The sequence below is a fragment of the Chryseobacterium salipaludis genome (assembly GCF_022968825.1).
Classification (GTDB): Bacteria; Bacteroidota; Bacteroidia; order Flavobacteriales; family Weeksellaceae; genus Kaistella; species Kaistella salipaludis.
This window is the reverse complement of the sequence record NZ_JALHKS010000003.1, coordinates 223,718-238,693: the sequence shown is the minus strand read 5'-3', so window position 1 is coordinate 238,693 and position 14,976 is coordinate 223,718. Positions and strand designations below refer to the sequence as shown.

Here is a 14,976-nt window from a genome sequence, read left to right as displayed (position 1 = left end):
TTCATTTCTGAAGCAGTTCATTTATAAATAGTTACAATTTTTCAAGCAGGTAATCCGTCATTTTCTGGTATAACTGCGGACGGGTGTTTCCACCGTAGATTCCGTGGTCCTTATCAGGATACGCCATGAAATCGAATTGTTTTTTATTTTGAATCAGCGCTTCAGCGAACTCAACTGCATTCTGGAAGTGTACATTGTCATCGGCAGTACCGTGGATCAGCAACAGATTTCCTTTCAGCAGGTTGGCGTATGTGGTCGGCGAATTGTCATCGTAGCCGGAAGGATTTTCCTGTGGTGTGCGCATGAAACGTTCGGTATAAACTGAGTCATAATATCTCCAGTTGGTGACCGGTGCCACCGCGATTCCGGTTTTAAAAACATCTGCACCTTTTGTTAAGGCAAGGCTTGCCATGTAACCGCCAAAACTCCAACCGAAAATACCGATGCGGCTCTTGTCGATATAACTTTGATTACCGAACCATTTGGCAGCGGCAATCTGATCTTCGATTTCGTACTTGCCAAGGTTCATGTACGTTACTTTTTTGTAATCAGTTCCTTTGTAACCGGTTCCACGCCCGTCAACACACGCCACGATGTAGCCTTGCTGTACCAAGTGGTTAAACCACAAGCCATTTCCCTGGTCCCAGGAGTTGCTCACCTGCTGTGAACCCGGCCCGGAGTACTGGAACATAAATAGAGGATACTTTTTATTCGGATCAAAATTTTTCGGTTTCATGATCCAGGCATTCATCTGGTCACCAGCTTCGTTCGGAACGGTGAAATATTCTTTCGGTACCCAGTTATCTGCCTGCAATTTCTGCAACTGCTCGGTATTGTTCTGCAGTTCTTTAACAGCCTGGCCGTTTCCATTTTTCAGCACATAAGTGTACGGTTGGGTTGCTGAGGAAGAGGTTTCAATAAAATACTGATAGTTCTTGCTGAAATTCGCGCTGTTGGTTCCCGTTTTATTACTGATAATGGTTGCGCGGCCGTTGTTGATATTAACTTTGGAAATTACTTTGTTGATGGAGCCCGCCTGCGTGGTCTGTACCAGCACCTCTTTTGATTTGGGATTGTAACCGTAATATTTGGTTACCTCCCAGTCGCCTTTGGTGATTTGTTTTTTAAGTTTACCTGAAGGGTCGTACCAGTACAAATGGCGATGGCCATCGCGCTCAGAAGCCCAAATGAAAGAATTATCCGGCAGGAATTCCAGGGTGACATTATCGGTATCTACCCATTTCGGATCTGTCTCGGTAAACAGTTTTGTAAGCTGGCCGGTTTTTGTATTTAATTTTAAAACATCGGAGGCATTCTGAACTCTTTCGGAAGTAATAAGCACCATTTCGTCGTTCTTCGCGGTGCGGTACACATCCGGGATGTAGTAATTTTTAAAGCCACTCAGATTGACAGGCATCAGTTGTGCCGTGTCTAACCTATAAATATGTGCCGACACTTCGGAGTTTTTTTCGCCGGCTTTCGGATATTTAAAACGCATTTCGGAAGGGTAGAGTTGTTTACCATAGATAGGAATCAGCATTTCCGGAACTTGTGTTTCATTAGAGCGAACGAAAACGATCGCATCGGAATTTTTGTTCCATTCGTACAGGCGTGCGTGTCCAAATTCTTCTTCATACACCCAGTCTGCCAGACCATTCAAGATTTTATTCTTTTCACCATCGGTGGTGATCTGAATAATTTTCCCCGACCCGAGATCCTGATAAAAAAGATTATTATCTGCCACAAAAGCTACCTTGGAGCCATCGGGCGAAAAAGTGGGCTCCTGCACAAAATTACCATTATTAAGTTCAAGGGTTTTCCCTGTTTTCAGATCGCGCACCTCAAATTTACCGAGGAAAGAATGGCGGTACACCCCCTTGCTTTGCTTAAGTAATAAAATTTTGGATTCGTCTTCATTAAAGATATAGGATTGAAAATTTCCCTGCACGATATCCCCTTCTTTACGGGAGGTTTTGTAAGAATATTTGGAAATGCCACCCGGCTCGATAACGACATAGTGTTCGCCGTTATTTAATGAAGAAATACCGGAAATGCCTTTGCTCCGATAATAGCCGGAATATATTTTATCCAGCGTAATTTCCTGCGCAAACAAGGCAGCTGCGGCGAAAAAGGAAATGGAAAACAGAATTTTTTTCATAGAAATATAAGATAAGATTCCAAAGATAATAAAATTCAATCCACACGAACACTGTCTTCATGCGTTATGTTGGCAGCAAGTTTGATGTGTTTAGTGCAAATAATAAACAAAACAGGTATGGAAACTTTTAATGAAGATAAACTGGTGAGTTACGAACTGGATGACCAAGTTATTAAAACCGGCTTCGGCAATTATGGGGAAGCTTCACAATACGCTGCCAATAAATCGGGCACTCTGGTTGAGGTAGCTTTTACTGATGGAAATGATAATCCCCGGATTACAAATGAAGCAGGCTTAATCGCGCAGCGAAAAAGCTTATTTATTGATGCCGGACCGGACTATCAGTTCATCCATTCGGATGATCCGCGCTTTGTTGAGTTTTCGGACCAGCTTCAGGAAATGGAATCTGATATTAAAGAAGAAAGTCCTGAAGAAAAATACATCACGGATCAGCGTATTGAAAATACAGAGGATCCGCTCATTATCCTTAAAAACGGCCAGTTTGACTCGGTGCAGTCTGTAGAAAGAATTAAGTACCGTATGCACGCCAAAGTGTATAAAATCGGAGTAGCAGTCGATAAATAATTGAACACTACAACCACAAAATATCAAGTTATGTCAGACAGAAAATATTCGAAAAAAGCACAGGATAAAATCCATGAAACCATGGAAGAGTATAAAGAAGGAAAACTGAAATCCGGCAGCGGTGATAAAGTTACCAATCGTAAACAAGCTGTAGCCATTGGAATTTCAGAGGCAAAAAAAGAAGGATTAAAAGTTCCGAAGCAAAGCAAGAAATAAATAAAAATAAGGGAGCCGTTTCACTTTTGCGAAACGGCTCTTTTGTACTATTTATTCAGGAGATTCGCGGCTGAGGTTGTGCGTAAATCCGATTGCCTTTTTCGGTTCTTCCACAATGCGGTATGTTTGCAATTCCTCGGTTAACTGATCTATTCTGGCAGAAAAGCGCTTGTACTGATGATAAGCGGCCTCTTTCAGGAAAGTTTCCACCTGATTCAGGTATTTCGGTGTAAGTTTGGTGGCGGCATCCCGGAGCGAGGCAGACAGCATTTCTTTGCTGATGGAAATCTCCGTACTGTTTTCTTTCATGTACTGATTCCGGATCCGCTTTTTCAGGCTTTGCGTAAAATCAACCACCATGGTATTGGAATAAACCCTCATTTCGGCTGCAGTTTCCTTCCAGAAGGGCACCAGATGCGCCTTGTTATGCTTCAGTATTTTAAGAAGCAAAGAATCTTCGCTCAATTCTTCTGTCATATTATAAAGGATCATTTCAGCGCGCTCTTTCTTATTCGGCGGGAAAATAGGGATTTGCACATCAAACCTGCCGGGGGCCAGCAAGTCGTCATCAATCCGGCGCAGTGAATTGGCAGCACCCACCATCAGTACATTTTCTTCTTCGAAATGGCTGATGTAATGCAGCACAATATCTTTGGTTTCCTGATCGCAGTTTTCGCCCGTTTCCTCATCACTCCGGTCAGCCATTGCCACATCGAAATTTTCGAAGAACAGCAAGACGTTTTCCTGCTCCATCATTTTAACCAGAAAATTATTAAAATCAGGTTTGTTTTCTTCGGCGAGTGAAGTCCCCAGATAATGTTTCCGGATTTCCTTAAAATCAAAGCCTACAATTTCAGCAATCTTGCCGGCCCAGAATATTTTTCCACTGCCCGGCGGACCATATAGTATAATGCCAGACGGACGGTGGATTCCCCAGTTCTCAACAGAAACATCATTCAGAAAAGGCTCAAGCGCCTCGGAAATAAAAAAGAATAAATCCCGATACCCGATGAATTCTCGTTTATCCAGACGCGTGGTGTCGCCAAAGTATTTATAGACAAACTGATAATTACCACCGAGTTTATTATCAATCCCAAAGCTAGAAACGGAAGACTGGTAACGTCCGTTATTGAATATCTGCGGTTTCTGTTTACGAATGGCCTCGGCAACTTCGGCGGCCGGCTGATGGATTGTCTCCGCAATGTCTTCCACAGATTTTTTCTTATCCAGATCTGCCGCATATTTTTGCAGGAAAGAAATGTTCTCGCGCGCAAACTTCTCAAAGTCTTTTTTCACCTCGAAACCGGTGGTAATACAGTCAGAAAGTTCCAGGTCAAAGTCCTGAATAAAACGGATAAAACTATCGGTTGGAATTTTCAACTCTCTGGCCAGTTCAGCAAGCTTCATAAATCTTCATTTAAAAATTCAAGGAAGAAGACAGGAAAAATTGTGCCCTTTACGGTTCGTAGCTTTCAAAACGGCCATTATCATAAAATATAACGATGCGCCGGATCCCGGGCGTACCTGCTTTTTCACGGGTTTCTTCCTTTGTCGCTAATGCCTGAGAATCGTCCAGCGCAGGGGAAGGTGCAGTCGGTTGCGAAATAATCGATTCTCGCGGCACTTCCTGCACCGGTTTTTCAGCTGGACTTTCACTCCCGAACGATTCATCATTAATCATTGAAAAGAGATCGGGTAGCGGGGGACGTTCCACCTTCTCTTTGGCAGGTTGTTCAATTTGCGGTTCGGCAGAGGCCGTCATTTCGCCTTTACCCTCAATCAACCAAGACCATTGCAGTTCCGGAAAGCGACTTTTTAATTTAATTAAAAAATCCAGCGAGGGTTTATTTCGTCCGGATGTAATGTGGGAAATACTCGAACGGGGAACATCCACTTCATCTGCAAATTCAGAAGCAGAGTAGTTTGTCCAAGAAATAACTTCAGCAATTCGGTCCTTCAAATCCATTTAACAAATGTAAATAATAATTTTGAAATGTGAATTACATTTGTTAATTACAGATGTGAAATAAATATTACAAGTGTAAATACGTATAAGACTCTGAATATCATTTAGATATAAGCAAGTTGTGGATAACTGTAAGTAATGATTATTTCCAGGCTAAAGCTTCCCACAATCGTAATTATGGAGATTAGTTCTTTAATGTTGCCCTTTTTTTGTCGCACATTTAATTATGATATCTGAGGTTCTACCTTATTTGCTGTGCGTAAACTTTTATCTACTTACACTTTATAATGCACAAAAAAACACGGTAAGTGACCGTGTTAGTAGTAATTAAAATTTCTTTTTTTAGGTCTGTTTATGACAATTCTCCCGGTTCCTTTTCAGGTATTAAAAGCGAAAGTAGAATACTGCCGCCCAATATCGAAATAATGATAATTAAGGAGTCTGTGGTCGAAAATCCCCAGCGATCCAGATATTCATGCAGCAGCATTTTGAGTCCGATAAAAGTCAGTAATATCGCCAGCCCTATCTTCAGGAAACGGAACTTATCAATGATGCCGGAGAGCAGGAAGAACATGGAGCGTAAGCCGATTATGGCGAAAATATTGGAAAAGAAGACCACATAAGGATCTTTCGTGACCGAGAAAATAGCCGGGATACTGTCCACCGCAAAAATCAGATCAGTAAATTCAATGATAACTAAGACAAGGAACAGCGGCGTCATCTTCTTTATACCGTCAACTGTTACAAAGAATTTGCTTCCCGAAAAACTGTGGTGCACCTTAAAATGCTTGTTGGCAAACCTAACTACCGGGTGATTCTGGGTATCAATCGCTTCGTCCTGATCTTTATCAAAAAACATTTTGATTCCGGTAAAGACCAGAAAAGCGCCGAACAGATACATAATCCAGTCAAATTCCTGGATAAGTGCTGCACCGACGAAGATGAATATAAAGCGCATAATTATGGCGCCTAAAATTCCCCAGAAAAGCACGCGGTGATAATTCTGAGGCGCCACCCCAAATGCTCCGAATATAAGAACCATTACAAAAATATTATCCACCGAAAGTGCATATTCCACTACATAGCCAGTGAGATATTCCAAACCCAGATTCTCGTTGTATAAAGCGATGCTTCCCGCAAGGTCGTCGGGAATAATCCGGACAGGGTGGTGGTGCTTAGTGATCACCTTTTGCAGTTCAGCTATACTTTCAATGCCGTGGAGTAGGTGACCGTAGTTTCTCAAAACGAAGTAAAAACCTATCGAAAGCAGGATAACAAAAAAGCTCATCAGCCCTGCATGTCGCAGTGAAACGGCTTCGGACTTTTTATTAAGCAACCCAAGATCTAAAGCAAGGATAATCAATATAAATATCAGAAAACTCCCAAGGAATAAAACTTCATTCGTCATATATAGTGGTAAAAAACAAAGATAACAATATCCACAAATTACTCGAATAACATTTGTAAACCCAGCTAATAAAAAAACTTAAACCTGCTGAAATACTGTTTGCACTATTAACTCCTAAATCGCTCAAATACAATAACACACGACTTAAAGCCAATCTTAATATTTAATTTAAATGATTTATGTAAAATACTGTTTTACAGTAAAATACAATTATAAATATTCGTAAATGTAATCCACATTTTTACTAACTGACAAACTGGCAACCGCACATGTTTTATAAATATACAAATGTAAATATAACTTCATGTCTTTTAAATTGATTATTTTTGTATTACAGTAACATTTTATGCAGCAGTTTACATATTTGAAATCGAAAATTGGAGCGCGCAGATTTTTAAATCCGGAAATTTTCCATTCATATTTGCGGCAAGAATTTCCAGATGTGAAGGTGTATGGTTATTCCACCGCCGGGAAACCAATTTTTTCTTTGGTATGGGGAAACGGTGATATGAAGGTGGCTACCTGGACGCAGATGCATGGAAATGAAAGTACAGGCACACTGGCGATGGTGGACTTATTAAGCAGTCTGACGCAACAGCCAGAACTGGAAGAAGCTCTCAAGGAAAAAATTGAACTGCATATTTTATTTATGCTTAATCCGGATGGTGCGGAGACCTGGACACGCGCGAACGGTGATGGCGTTGATATCAACCGTGATTTCTTGTCCTCCTCCACTGCCGAGATGAAACTGCTTCGCAAATTTTTATCGGAGACTGACTTTGATTATGGTTTAAATTTACATGACCAGCGCACCATTTTTACCACAGACGGAATTCATCCGGCAACCTTATCCTTGCTGTCGCCGTCCGGGGATATGGAACGCAGCCTTACCAGGGAAAGAAAAATGTCCATGGCTGTGATCGCGAAAATGTATCATGCATTGAGTGAGAACTTACCGAACAAAATCGGCAGATATACGGATGAATTTTATTCGGGTGCTACAGGCGACAACCTGATGCGTCAACGCCTGCCAAACATTTTATTTGAGGGCGGCCATTTTCCGGATGATTATAACCGCACGCAGACGCGGAAATATTACACGCTCGCTTTGTATGAAGGCTTAGTCGCCATAGCCGAATTAAAAGGTTCGGCAGAGGGGTGGGAATTATATCAGGATATTCCTTTAAATAAGGAAACGCATTATGATATTATTTACCGGAACGTCAAGTTAGCCACGGAACATGAATGCACGGTTGACATTGCTGTGCAGTTTCGTGAAGAGGTAAATGAGGAAAAGACAGGTCTGAACTTTGTGCCGGTGGTTCGCGAAGTCGGGACACTGAATAGAAAAAAGGGCTGGCAGGAAATCGACTGCTCTGGGAAGCAGTATATTTCAGCAACTACATATCCAAAAGTGGATGAGCCTGTAAATTTCGAACTGATTTAAAGTTAAACTGCCTTTCAATCGAAAGGCAGTTCTTTTATTAGTTTCATATCAGCTTAAGGAATCACGCGAATGCCCGATGCCATAAATCTTATTTCTTTCTTCGGTTCGGTGATGGCCACAATTTCTGCTTCCGATTTTTTGGCATCTTCCGCATAATGTTGCAATTCTTCAACCGATGTTACCTTCACGGCCGCGTCGCCTTCCAGTACAACTGTTTTCCCGACCAATGCGGTCGGAACAAAGAAGGCATAATCCTTCATTTTTACAAAAAATTTCTCATCGTTATCGGTCGCGACCGTCATCCAGCAGCCTTTTTTGTCACAAACTTCTGTAACTTTTCCTGTGACAGCCACGTTTGCAATCTTGTCTTCTTTCTTTAATTTCTTGGCCAGTTGCGCAGCCGTCATTGCTTTTTTTTCGGCTCCCGCTTTCACGGTTTGGCCGTAGGTGTCACCAACATTCGCATCGCCGGCAGGAGGACCCATTTTTTTTGCCTGCGACTGTTGTGCGGAAATTGTGCAGGTAATTACCATTGCGCACAGTAAAATTATTTTTTTCATTATCAATATTTTGGCAAATGTAGATATTTTAAATGGAATCCAATCAGAATGTTGCGCGCAGCTGCATTTTTTGTAAATGAGGCAGTAAAGGTAATTTTTATTCTACCTTTATTTTGAAATGTCGAAGAAGCGCCACACTTTGTTGCTGTTGAATTTTTAAGCCGTGAACTTTGTTTTCTTTTATATTGATATCAACATGTTCTGCCGTGCGCACATCGGCGTACTCCAGATTTGTGTGCTGAAATAGGGCACCCGCGAGGTTGCAGTTTATAAATATACCCTGCGTCAGATTCGTATCAGTGAAATCTGTTTCCTGTAATTCACAACTATCGAATCTCTGTTTTTTAAGTGAAAGGCCGTGGAAAGAACTGTGATTTAAATTGCATCCGCAAAAAGAAAAGGAAAGTCCGAAAGAACTGCAGTTGTCAAAGAAAATTCCGAGCATTTTGCAACCGGTAAATTTTGCGTGGCGAAATGAGGTATTGTTACAAATCACCAGACTTAGGTCACATTCTATAAATTCACAATCGATAAATTTTATATCTGATAATGGTAAGGAGGTGAATACGCAATTCTTAAACGTGCAGTTTTCATATTCAGCGAACTCCGGGTTGTGTTCAGTAAAATTAATTCCGATAAAAGTTTGGTCTTCGCACATAAATACAAAAGTACGGCATTCTGTTTTGTATACCTTAACTCCATTGCTTTCATAAAGTTGCACATCTTTTGCTGAAAACAAGTATTCATTAACACTAAAAAAACAATCCTATGAAAAAGTTATTAGTAAGCGCCGCCGTTATTTCTTTGTGTACGGTGGCGTGTTCCAAAAACAGCACCGAAGAAAGTACGCAACATGATTACGGCCCGGAGACGAGCCAGGGGCAGACGCAAAATTCTGAAATGAATTCTGCCTACAGCGACAGCACTGCCTCAGCGAGCGACCAGCCTGCAACGGTTGATTCTGCGGGCACGGAAGCCAATCAGCAGTAAATCGCTTTTGCGCTGTACGTAGCCAAACGATTTGATATCTGCCGCTGTTATTCAGCGGTTTTTCTTTTTAATGCAGTAACATTATATTTGCGCTTCCGTTGGTTGCCGAAGCAGATTGCTGAGGCATGAAAAGGGAACCGGGTTGAAGTCCCGGGCTGTTCCCGCAACTGTAAGCTACTATACTGCTGGTCCAGTGCCACTGCCCCCGGGCGGGAAGGCGGCCAGAACAGATGCAAGCCAGGAGACCTGCCACCGGAAGAAACCAGATAATCCTCGGGTAAAGGAAAAGGTGAGCCGGCAGCTTTCAACTTGTGCCGCAGCTTTTCCCTACCCATAAAACAAATAATTATGACCAGAGAAGAGCGAATCTTAAAGGCTGAAACACGAATTTTCAAAGCCGTATTCCCTAACACAACCAATCATTATGACACGCTGTTCGGCGGAACGGCCATGCAGCTGATGGACGAGGTGGCTTTTATCACCGCGACCCGCTACAGCCGCCAGCGAATGGTAACCGTTTCCAGTGATCGGATTGATTTTACCAAACCTATTGCCGCAGGAACTATTATCGAGTTGGTTGGCCGCGTGACCTACCTGGGGCGCACCAGCCTGAAAGTGCGGGTAGATATTTTCATGGAACAGATGTACAGCGACGTGCGCGAAAAAGCCGTAAGTGGCGAATTCACTTTTGTCGCAATTGACAGCGAGAAAAGACCGGTCGCAATTTTTTCGTAAATCTCCTGAAATACTCATTAATATACTTTTACAAAGTTTCGCAAACCTATGTATTAAAGCTATAAGAATTTCGAAAAAGAAGAAGCCGTTCTCAATTTACTGTGAACGCCTTTCTCATTAATATTAATTAAGCTAGGGGTGCATCGCACGGACTTCATTAAGGAAATCCACGATATCCTGTCCGGAGTAATCCGCCATCCCTTCTGTGATATGGGCAATGTTTCCTTGTTTATCCAAAATCACGGTTGTCGGCAAGCGACCGCGGAAGAATTCCTGCGGAATAGTGCCGGCCGGATAATATACGGGAAGTGTGAGTTTTTTACGTTCCATGAATTTCTCCGCTTTGTCCTTGCTTCCTTCGGCTTCCAGAATAACAAAAGCGACGTCGTCGTTCTCTTTAAATTTATCATATAAATTCTGGATAGACGGCATTTCGGCAATACACGGCGCACACCAGGTTGCCCAGAAATTTATAAAGACTACTTTGCCTTTCAGGTCGTCCAGTGTCACGGTTTTACCGCTCTGGTCTGTGAGGTTCATCGTGAAGTTTCCTGCCGTGGAAACGGTTTCTTTTTCAGCTTTAATTTCAGTAGTTGGCAACTGCGGCTGGAACAGGCCGGTTTTAATTAACGTATGCTGTACGCCAGCTTTCAGTTCGGGCACAAAGGCTACGCCTAATAACAGGGAAAACAGCGAAACGTTCCCTATTTTTTTTATAAGTTGAATATTCATCTTTTCTAAGATTAAAATTAAAGGATAGAGTTAAAAGTAACGGGATGCTGTGAGCATCAATATCTTAGAAAAGGAATGCACGCAACTGCTGATAGAGTATATACAGAGGTACTGACTGTGTTACACCATTGTAGCCCGATACATAATTAAGTAATACACCTAAATATTTCTCTGTATTAAAAAAGAAATGGTGAGAAGTGTTTTGAAGTTTTTGTGAAACTTCATCAGCGGCATTTAGTTGTTCTTTAGCTCGAACAAACTGGCAGCTGTTAATTGATGACCCCGATTTTGCACACAAGTTTTCTGCCTGAAAAACGGTTTTCAAAGACTGCTTTAAGCCGCAGGGCGAAAAGGCGAGTATGATTAAAAAGAACGAAATAATCGCGCGCTGCATTAGTGAAGAATATGTTGTGGGGAACTTCATCTTGGACAAAATTACAATGATAATCTGAGCTAAACGAATTTTTAACAAACCTTAAGTATTGCACTAAAAAAACGTCCCGAATGACTCAGGACGTTTAGAAGATAAATTGCAAACGTTTTAGAATGAACCTTTATCAATATAATGGGCAGCAATTTTTTCTGTAAATGCCACCACGTTCGGCATATTGGTGTATTTCGTAAATCTGCGTAGGCCGGACAGCATCATTCGCTGTTCATCACCCTCTGCAAAGGAAACGATTCCTTCTTTGGCCGCCTGTGTAATGGCTTCCACAGCTTTATACAAATTGAGCTGTGCCATCATAGCTTGCGGTGAATCCTGCTCGAAGTGCTTCTCGGCGCGCAGAATTGCGGATTCCGCCATGTAAATTTGGTTCAGAATTTCCGACGCGTTCAGCAGCAGGTGCTGTTGTTTTTCGATCTCGGTCATGTATTTCTGAAGAGCCGCCCCGGAAACCATCAAAAATACTTTTTTCAGGTTATGGATAATCGCTTTTTCTTCAGACATATATTCCGAGTAATCGGGAACGTCAAAGGAAGGAATGCCCATCAGTTCTTTGCTGATGCCCATCGCCGGTGTGAGTAAATCCAGTTCACCTTTCATGGCTTTTTTAATCAACATTCCTACGGAAAGTAAACGGTTGATTTCGTTGGTTCCTTCATAAATACGGCCGATACGGGCGTCGCGCCAGGCGGCTTCCATCGGAGCATCTTCCGAAAAGCCCATTCCGCCATAAATCTGAAGTCCTTCGTCTGCAATATGTTGTGTTAAATCCGAAACATAAACCTTTAAGATAGAACATTCCACGGCGAAGTTTTCCAGTGCTTTCATTTCGGCTTTTTCGTGCTCCATTCCGTCGGCAACCAGTTTTTCCACCATGTCCTCTACGTTTTTCGCGGCACGGTAAGCACCTGATTCCGATACAAAAATACCGGTGCACATTTCCGCTATTTTCTTTCTGATGGCACCGAAGGTTGAAATCGCAACTCCGAATTGTTTTCGCTCATTGGCGTAGGTAATCGCCAGGTCAGTGATACGTCTTTGCCCGTCCAAATTGGCTGCAGCGAGTTTGATTCGTCCTGCATTAAGAGCGTTCAGCGCAATTTTAAAACCGTTGTTTCTTTCGCCTAACAGGTTTTCCGCGGGGATCTTCATCTCATTAAAAAACACCTGGCGGGTGGAGGAGGAGCGGATGCCGAGCTTGTGTTCCTCAGCGCCCAAAGTCATGCTCTCCGGGTTTTCCAGTTCTGATCGGTTAATCACAAATCCGGTGATGTTCTTATCATCGCCAATCCGGGCAAATAAAGTGAAGGTATCTGCAAAACCGGCGTTGGAAATCCACATTTTCTGCCCATTGATGATGTAGTGTTTTCCATCTTCGGTGAGCGTAGCTTTCGTTTTTCCGGAGTTCGCATCGGAGCCGGCGTCAGGCTCAGTCAGACAGTATGCGCCAAACTTTTCGCCTGCCGCTAGAGCCGGCAGATATTTTTGTTTTTGTTCCTCATTTCCGTACAGCAGGATCGGAAGCGTCCCGATCCCGGTATGTGCGCCGTAAGCCGTTGCCAGGGAACCATTTGCGCCGGAAACTATATCGCACGCGAGCATGGTGGTAACGAAACCCATCCCCAGACCGCCATACGCTTCCGGCACAGCAATTCCGAGAATTCCCATTTCGCCAAGCTTGCGCATCAGTTCTTCTGTGAGTGCATAATCTTTTTGTTCAAAACGTTCGCGATTCGGAATTACTTCGCGCGCCATAAAATCACGCAGTGAATCGCGCAGCATTTTTTGTTCTTCATTCAGTTCTTCCAAACTGAAAATTTCCTGTGCAGGAATATCTTTAATGATAAATTCACCGCCTTGTATTGTGTTGGACATATTTTTTATTTTGTTTATAGGTTTGTATATGAGACTTAAATATGATAGATTTTAAGATTATAGACTTTTAATAAGGTATAATGTTATAAAAAGGTTCAACCGTGCAATTACGATTTCAAAGTATTTTGAAAAATCATTGTAGCTCTTTGGAAATTTTCAATTTTTTCTTCAAGTTCGCTAGCTTTTTCATCTTCAATATATGCTCTGCTTTTAGCCAGAATTAGTTGTGTTTGTAATTCATAAGATGAACCAAGAGATATATCCAAAAAATGAATAAATGACTTGTCTGATCTACTAGAACCTTCTACAATGTTAGAAGGAATTGAAATTGAAGACCTGTTCATTTGACTCTTTAGGCCATACATTTCGAACTGAGGAAATTCTGCAGAAATGGTGTAAACATCATTTGCGATATCCACACCCATCAACCAGATTTTCAGCTTTTTAAAATTATGTCTCTTTGGTAAATCCATAATTTAAATTTTTATAGCTGCTGAAGTCTATTATCTTTTCTTCTATTATCTTAAAGTCTATTTTCTTTCTCTTTTTTCTTTTCTCAGAAATCAAAGTAATTCAAATATACTCGCTGCTCCCTGGCCTGTTCCCACACACATGGTGACCATGCCGTATTTGTTGCCGCGTTTGCGCATTTCGTCGAGGAGCTGCACGGTCAGTTTGGTTCCGCTGCAGCCGAGTGGATGGCCGAGCGCGATGGCACCGCCGTTGACATTGAGAATATCCGGATTCAGACCGAGTTCTTTCTTCAGCGCAACCGATTGGCTGGCAAATGCCTCGTTCAGTTCGATCAGTTCGATATCCTGTAATTGCATGCCGGCTTGTTTTAAAACTTTCGGAACAGCATACAGTGGGCCCATCCCCATAATGCGCGGTTCCAGACCTGCGGCAGCATACGCAACCAGGCGTGCTTCTGGCTCAAGATTGAGTTCTTTTACCATCTCCTCAGACATGACAATCACGAAGGCGGCACCGTCGCTCATTTGCGATGAGTTGCCGGCAGTTACCGTTCCGCCGTTTGAAAAAACCGGACGCAGTTTCGCTAAACCTTCCAACGAAGTGTCTGCGCGTGGTCCTTCGTCGACAGCGAAATCGAATTTTTTGGTCTGCATTTTCTGGTTTTCATCCAGATAATTAAATTCAACGGGCACCGGCACAATTTGGTTTTTAAACCGGCCTTCGGCATTGGCGCGCAAAGCTTTTTGATGTGAGTCAAAAGCGAAGGCGTCCTGCTCCTCACGTGAAATATTAAACTCTTTGGCAACAGCTTCTGCGGTATAGCCCATGCCCCAGTAATAATCCGGATTGGATTTGGCGACATCGGTTTCAGGAACGGGTTTGTAACCGCCCATCGGGATGTAGGACATCGATTCTGTGCCCCCGGCAATAATGCAATCCGCCATGCCGGCCTGGATTTTGGCGGAAGCAATAGCGATAGCTTCACTTCCCGACGCGCAGTACCGGTTAACGGTAACGCCCGGAACCTGATCAGTTTTCAGGCCCATCAGCGAGATCAGACGAGCCACGTTTAACCCCTGTTCAGCTTCGGGCATGGCGTTCCCGACGATGAGGTCATCAATTCTGTTTTTATCAAGTTGTGGCACATCGGCCATTAATTTTTCAATTACGGTGGCGGCCATCACATCGGGCCGTGTAAATCGCAGGCTTCCCTTCGGGGCTTTCCCGACGGCCGTTCTGTAGCCTTTGATGATGTATGCTTGTTTCATTTTTATTAAATGTGTTATGGTTTTGTATAAAGTACAATGTATAAAGTATAAAGTATAAAGAATAAAGAATAAAGAATAAAGAATAAAGAATAAAGAATAATGTATAAAGTATCTAGT

General features: G+C 42.6%; 16 protein-coding genes and 1 riboswitch. Of the genes, 5 read left to right on the top strand and 11 right to left on the bottom strand.

Annotation, left to right across the window (positions count from 1 at the left end; genetic code table 11):
• Positions 1-31: 31 nt before the first annotated feature.
• Positions 32-2,158 carry a S9 family peptidase gene (locus MVI27_RS06615; RefSeq protein WP_246960021.1) on the bottom strand — a complete coding sequence of 709 codons (2,127 nt, stop codon included), beginning with the start codon at positions 2,156-2,158 and terminating at the stop codon, positions 32-34.
• Positions 2,159-2,275: 117 nt separating this feature from the next.
• On the opposite strand from MVI27_RS06615, the gene MVI27_RS06610 reads away from it, so the two are divergent.
• Both MVI27_RS06610 and MVI27_RS06605 read left to right on the top strand, forming a co-directional pair.
• A complete protein-coding gene (locus tag MVI27_RS06610) occupies positions 2,276-2,743 on the top strand; it encodes a hypothetical protein (RefSeq protein WP_246960020.1) in 468 nt (155 codons plus the stop codon).
• Between the two features lie 30 nt (positions 2,744-2,773).
• Positions 2,774-2,959 (top strand): DUF6496 domain-containing protein, encoded by a 186-nt coding sequence (locus tag MVI27_RS06605; protein ID WP_246960019.1) that lies wholly within the window; start codon positions 2,774-2,776, stop codon positions 2,957-2,959.
• A 51-nt stretch (positions 2,960-3,010) separates the two neighbouring features.
• On the opposite strand, the gene MVI27_RS06600 is transcribed toward MVI27_RS06605, so the two are convergent.
• The 3 genes from MVI27_RS06600 to MVI27_RS06590 all read right to left on the bottom strand — a co-directional run bounded on the left by MVI27_RS06600 (position 3,011) and on the right by MVI27_RS06590 (position 6,333).
• Entirely contained in the window at positions 3,011-4,366 is a 1,356-nt protein-coding gene (locus MVI27_RS06600; protein ID WP_246960018.1) for an AAA family ATPase, read from the bottom strand.
• A 49-nt stretch (positions 4,367-4,415) separates the two neighbouring features.
• Positions 4,416-4,925 (bottom strand): helix-turn-helix transcriptional regulator, encoded by a 510-nt coding sequence (locus tag MVI27_RS06595; RefSeq protein WP_246960017.1) that lies wholly within the window; start codon positions 4,923-4,925, stop codon positions 4,416-4,418.
• 352 nt (positions 4,926-5,277) lie between these two features.
• The gene (locus MVI27_RS06590) at positions 5,278-6,333 is read right to left on the bottom strand and encodes a TerC/Alx family metal homeostasis membrane protein (RefSeq protein WP_246960016.1); all 1,056 of its coding nucleotides are present in this window, start codon (positions 6,331-6,333) and stop codon (positions 5,278-5,280) included.
• 421 nt (positions 6,334-6,754) lie between these two features.
• Here MVI27_RS06590 and MVI27_RS06585 point away from each other — a divergent pair, with 421 nt between their 5' ends.
• A complete protein-coding gene (locus MVI27_RS06585) occupies positions 6,755-7,780 on the top strand; it encodes a M14 family zinc carboxypeptidase (protein ID WP_323134592.1) in 1,026 nt (341 codons plus the stop codon).
• A 53-nt stretch (positions 7,781-7,833) separates the two neighbouring features.
• On the opposite strand, the gene MVI27_RS06580 is transcribed toward MVI27_RS06585, so the two are convergent.
• Together MVI27_RS06580 and MVI27_RS11850 are read right to left on the bottom strand one after the other, a co-directional pair.
• Complete coding sequence (locus MVI27_RS06580) at positions 7,834-8,340, bottom strand: DUF4920 domain-containing protein (RefSeq protein ID WP_246960014.1); 507 nt, start codon at positions 8,338-8,340, stop codon at positions 7,834-7,836.
• A gap of 97 nt (positions 8,341-8,437) precedes the next feature.
• On the bottom strand, positions 8,438-8,998 hold the full coding sequence (locus MVI27_RS11850) for a pentapeptide repeat-containing protein (protein ID WP_266213253.1): 561 nt from the start codon (positions 8,996-8,998) through the stop codon (positions 8,438-8,440).
• Positions 8,999-9,108: 110 nt separating this feature from the next.
• Between MVI27_RS11850 and MVI27_RS06570 the strand changes: the two genes are divergently transcribed.
• Positions 9,109-9,330 carry a hypothetical protein gene (locus MVI27_RS06570; RefSeq protein ID WP_246960012.1) on the top strand — a complete coding sequence of 74 codons (222 nt, stop codon included), beginning with the start codon at positions 9,109-9,111 and terminating at the stop codon, positions 9,328-9,330.
• Between the two features lie 82 nt (positions 9,331-9,412).
• Positions 9,413-9,598: riboswitch (cobalamin riboswitch) on the top strand.
• Positions 9,599-9,678: 80 nt separating this feature from the next.
• Complete coding sequence (locus MVI27_RS06565) at positions 9,679-10,065, top strand: acyl-CoA thioesterase (RefSeq protein WP_246960011.1); 387 nt, start codon at positions 9,679-9,681, stop codon at positions 10,063-10,065.
• Between the two features lie 132 nt (positions 10,066-10,197).
• On the opposite strand, the gene MVI27_RS06560 is transcribed toward MVI27_RS06565, so the two are convergent.
• The 5 genes from MVI27_RS06560 to MVI27_RS06540 all read right to left on the bottom strand — a co-directional run bounded on the left by MVI27_RS06560 (position 10,198) and on the right by MVI27_RS06540 (position 14,859).
• Positions 10,198-10,797 (bottom strand): TlpA family protein disulfide reductase, encoded by a 600-nt coding sequence (locus tag MVI27_RS06560; protein WP_246960010.1) that lies wholly within the window; start codon positions 10,795-10,797, stop codon positions 10,198-10,200.
• 64 nt (positions 10,798-10,861) lie between these two features.
• Positions 10,862-11,221 carry a hypothetical protein gene (locus MVI27_RS06555; RefSeq protein ID WP_246960009.1) on the bottom strand — a complete coding sequence of 120 codons (360 nt, stop codon included), beginning with the start codon at positions 11,219-11,221 and terminating at the stop codon, positions 10,862-10,864.
• Positions 11,222-11,338: 117 nt separating this feature from the next.
• Positions 11,339-13,117, bottom strand: a complete 1,779-nt coding sequence (locus MVI27_RS06550; RefSeq protein WP_246960008.1) for an acyl-CoA dehydrogenase family protein — start codon at positions 13,115-13,117, stop codon at positions 11,339-11,341.
• A 107-nt stretch (positions 13,118-13,224) separates the two neighbouring features.
• Positions 13,225-13,590, bottom strand: coding sequence for a four helix bundle protein (locus MVI27_RS06545; protein WP_246960007.1), 366 nt, complete (start codon positions 13,588-13,590; stop codon positions 13,225-13,227).
• A 90-nt stretch (positions 13,591-13,680) separates the two neighbouring features.
• Positions 13,681-14,859 (bottom strand): thiolase family protein, encoded by a 1,179-nt coding sequence (locus tag MVI27_RS06540; RefSeq protein WP_246960006.1) that lies wholly within the window; start codon positions 14,857-14,859, stop codon positions 13,681-13,683.
• Positions 14,860-14,976 lie beyond the last annotated feature (117 nt).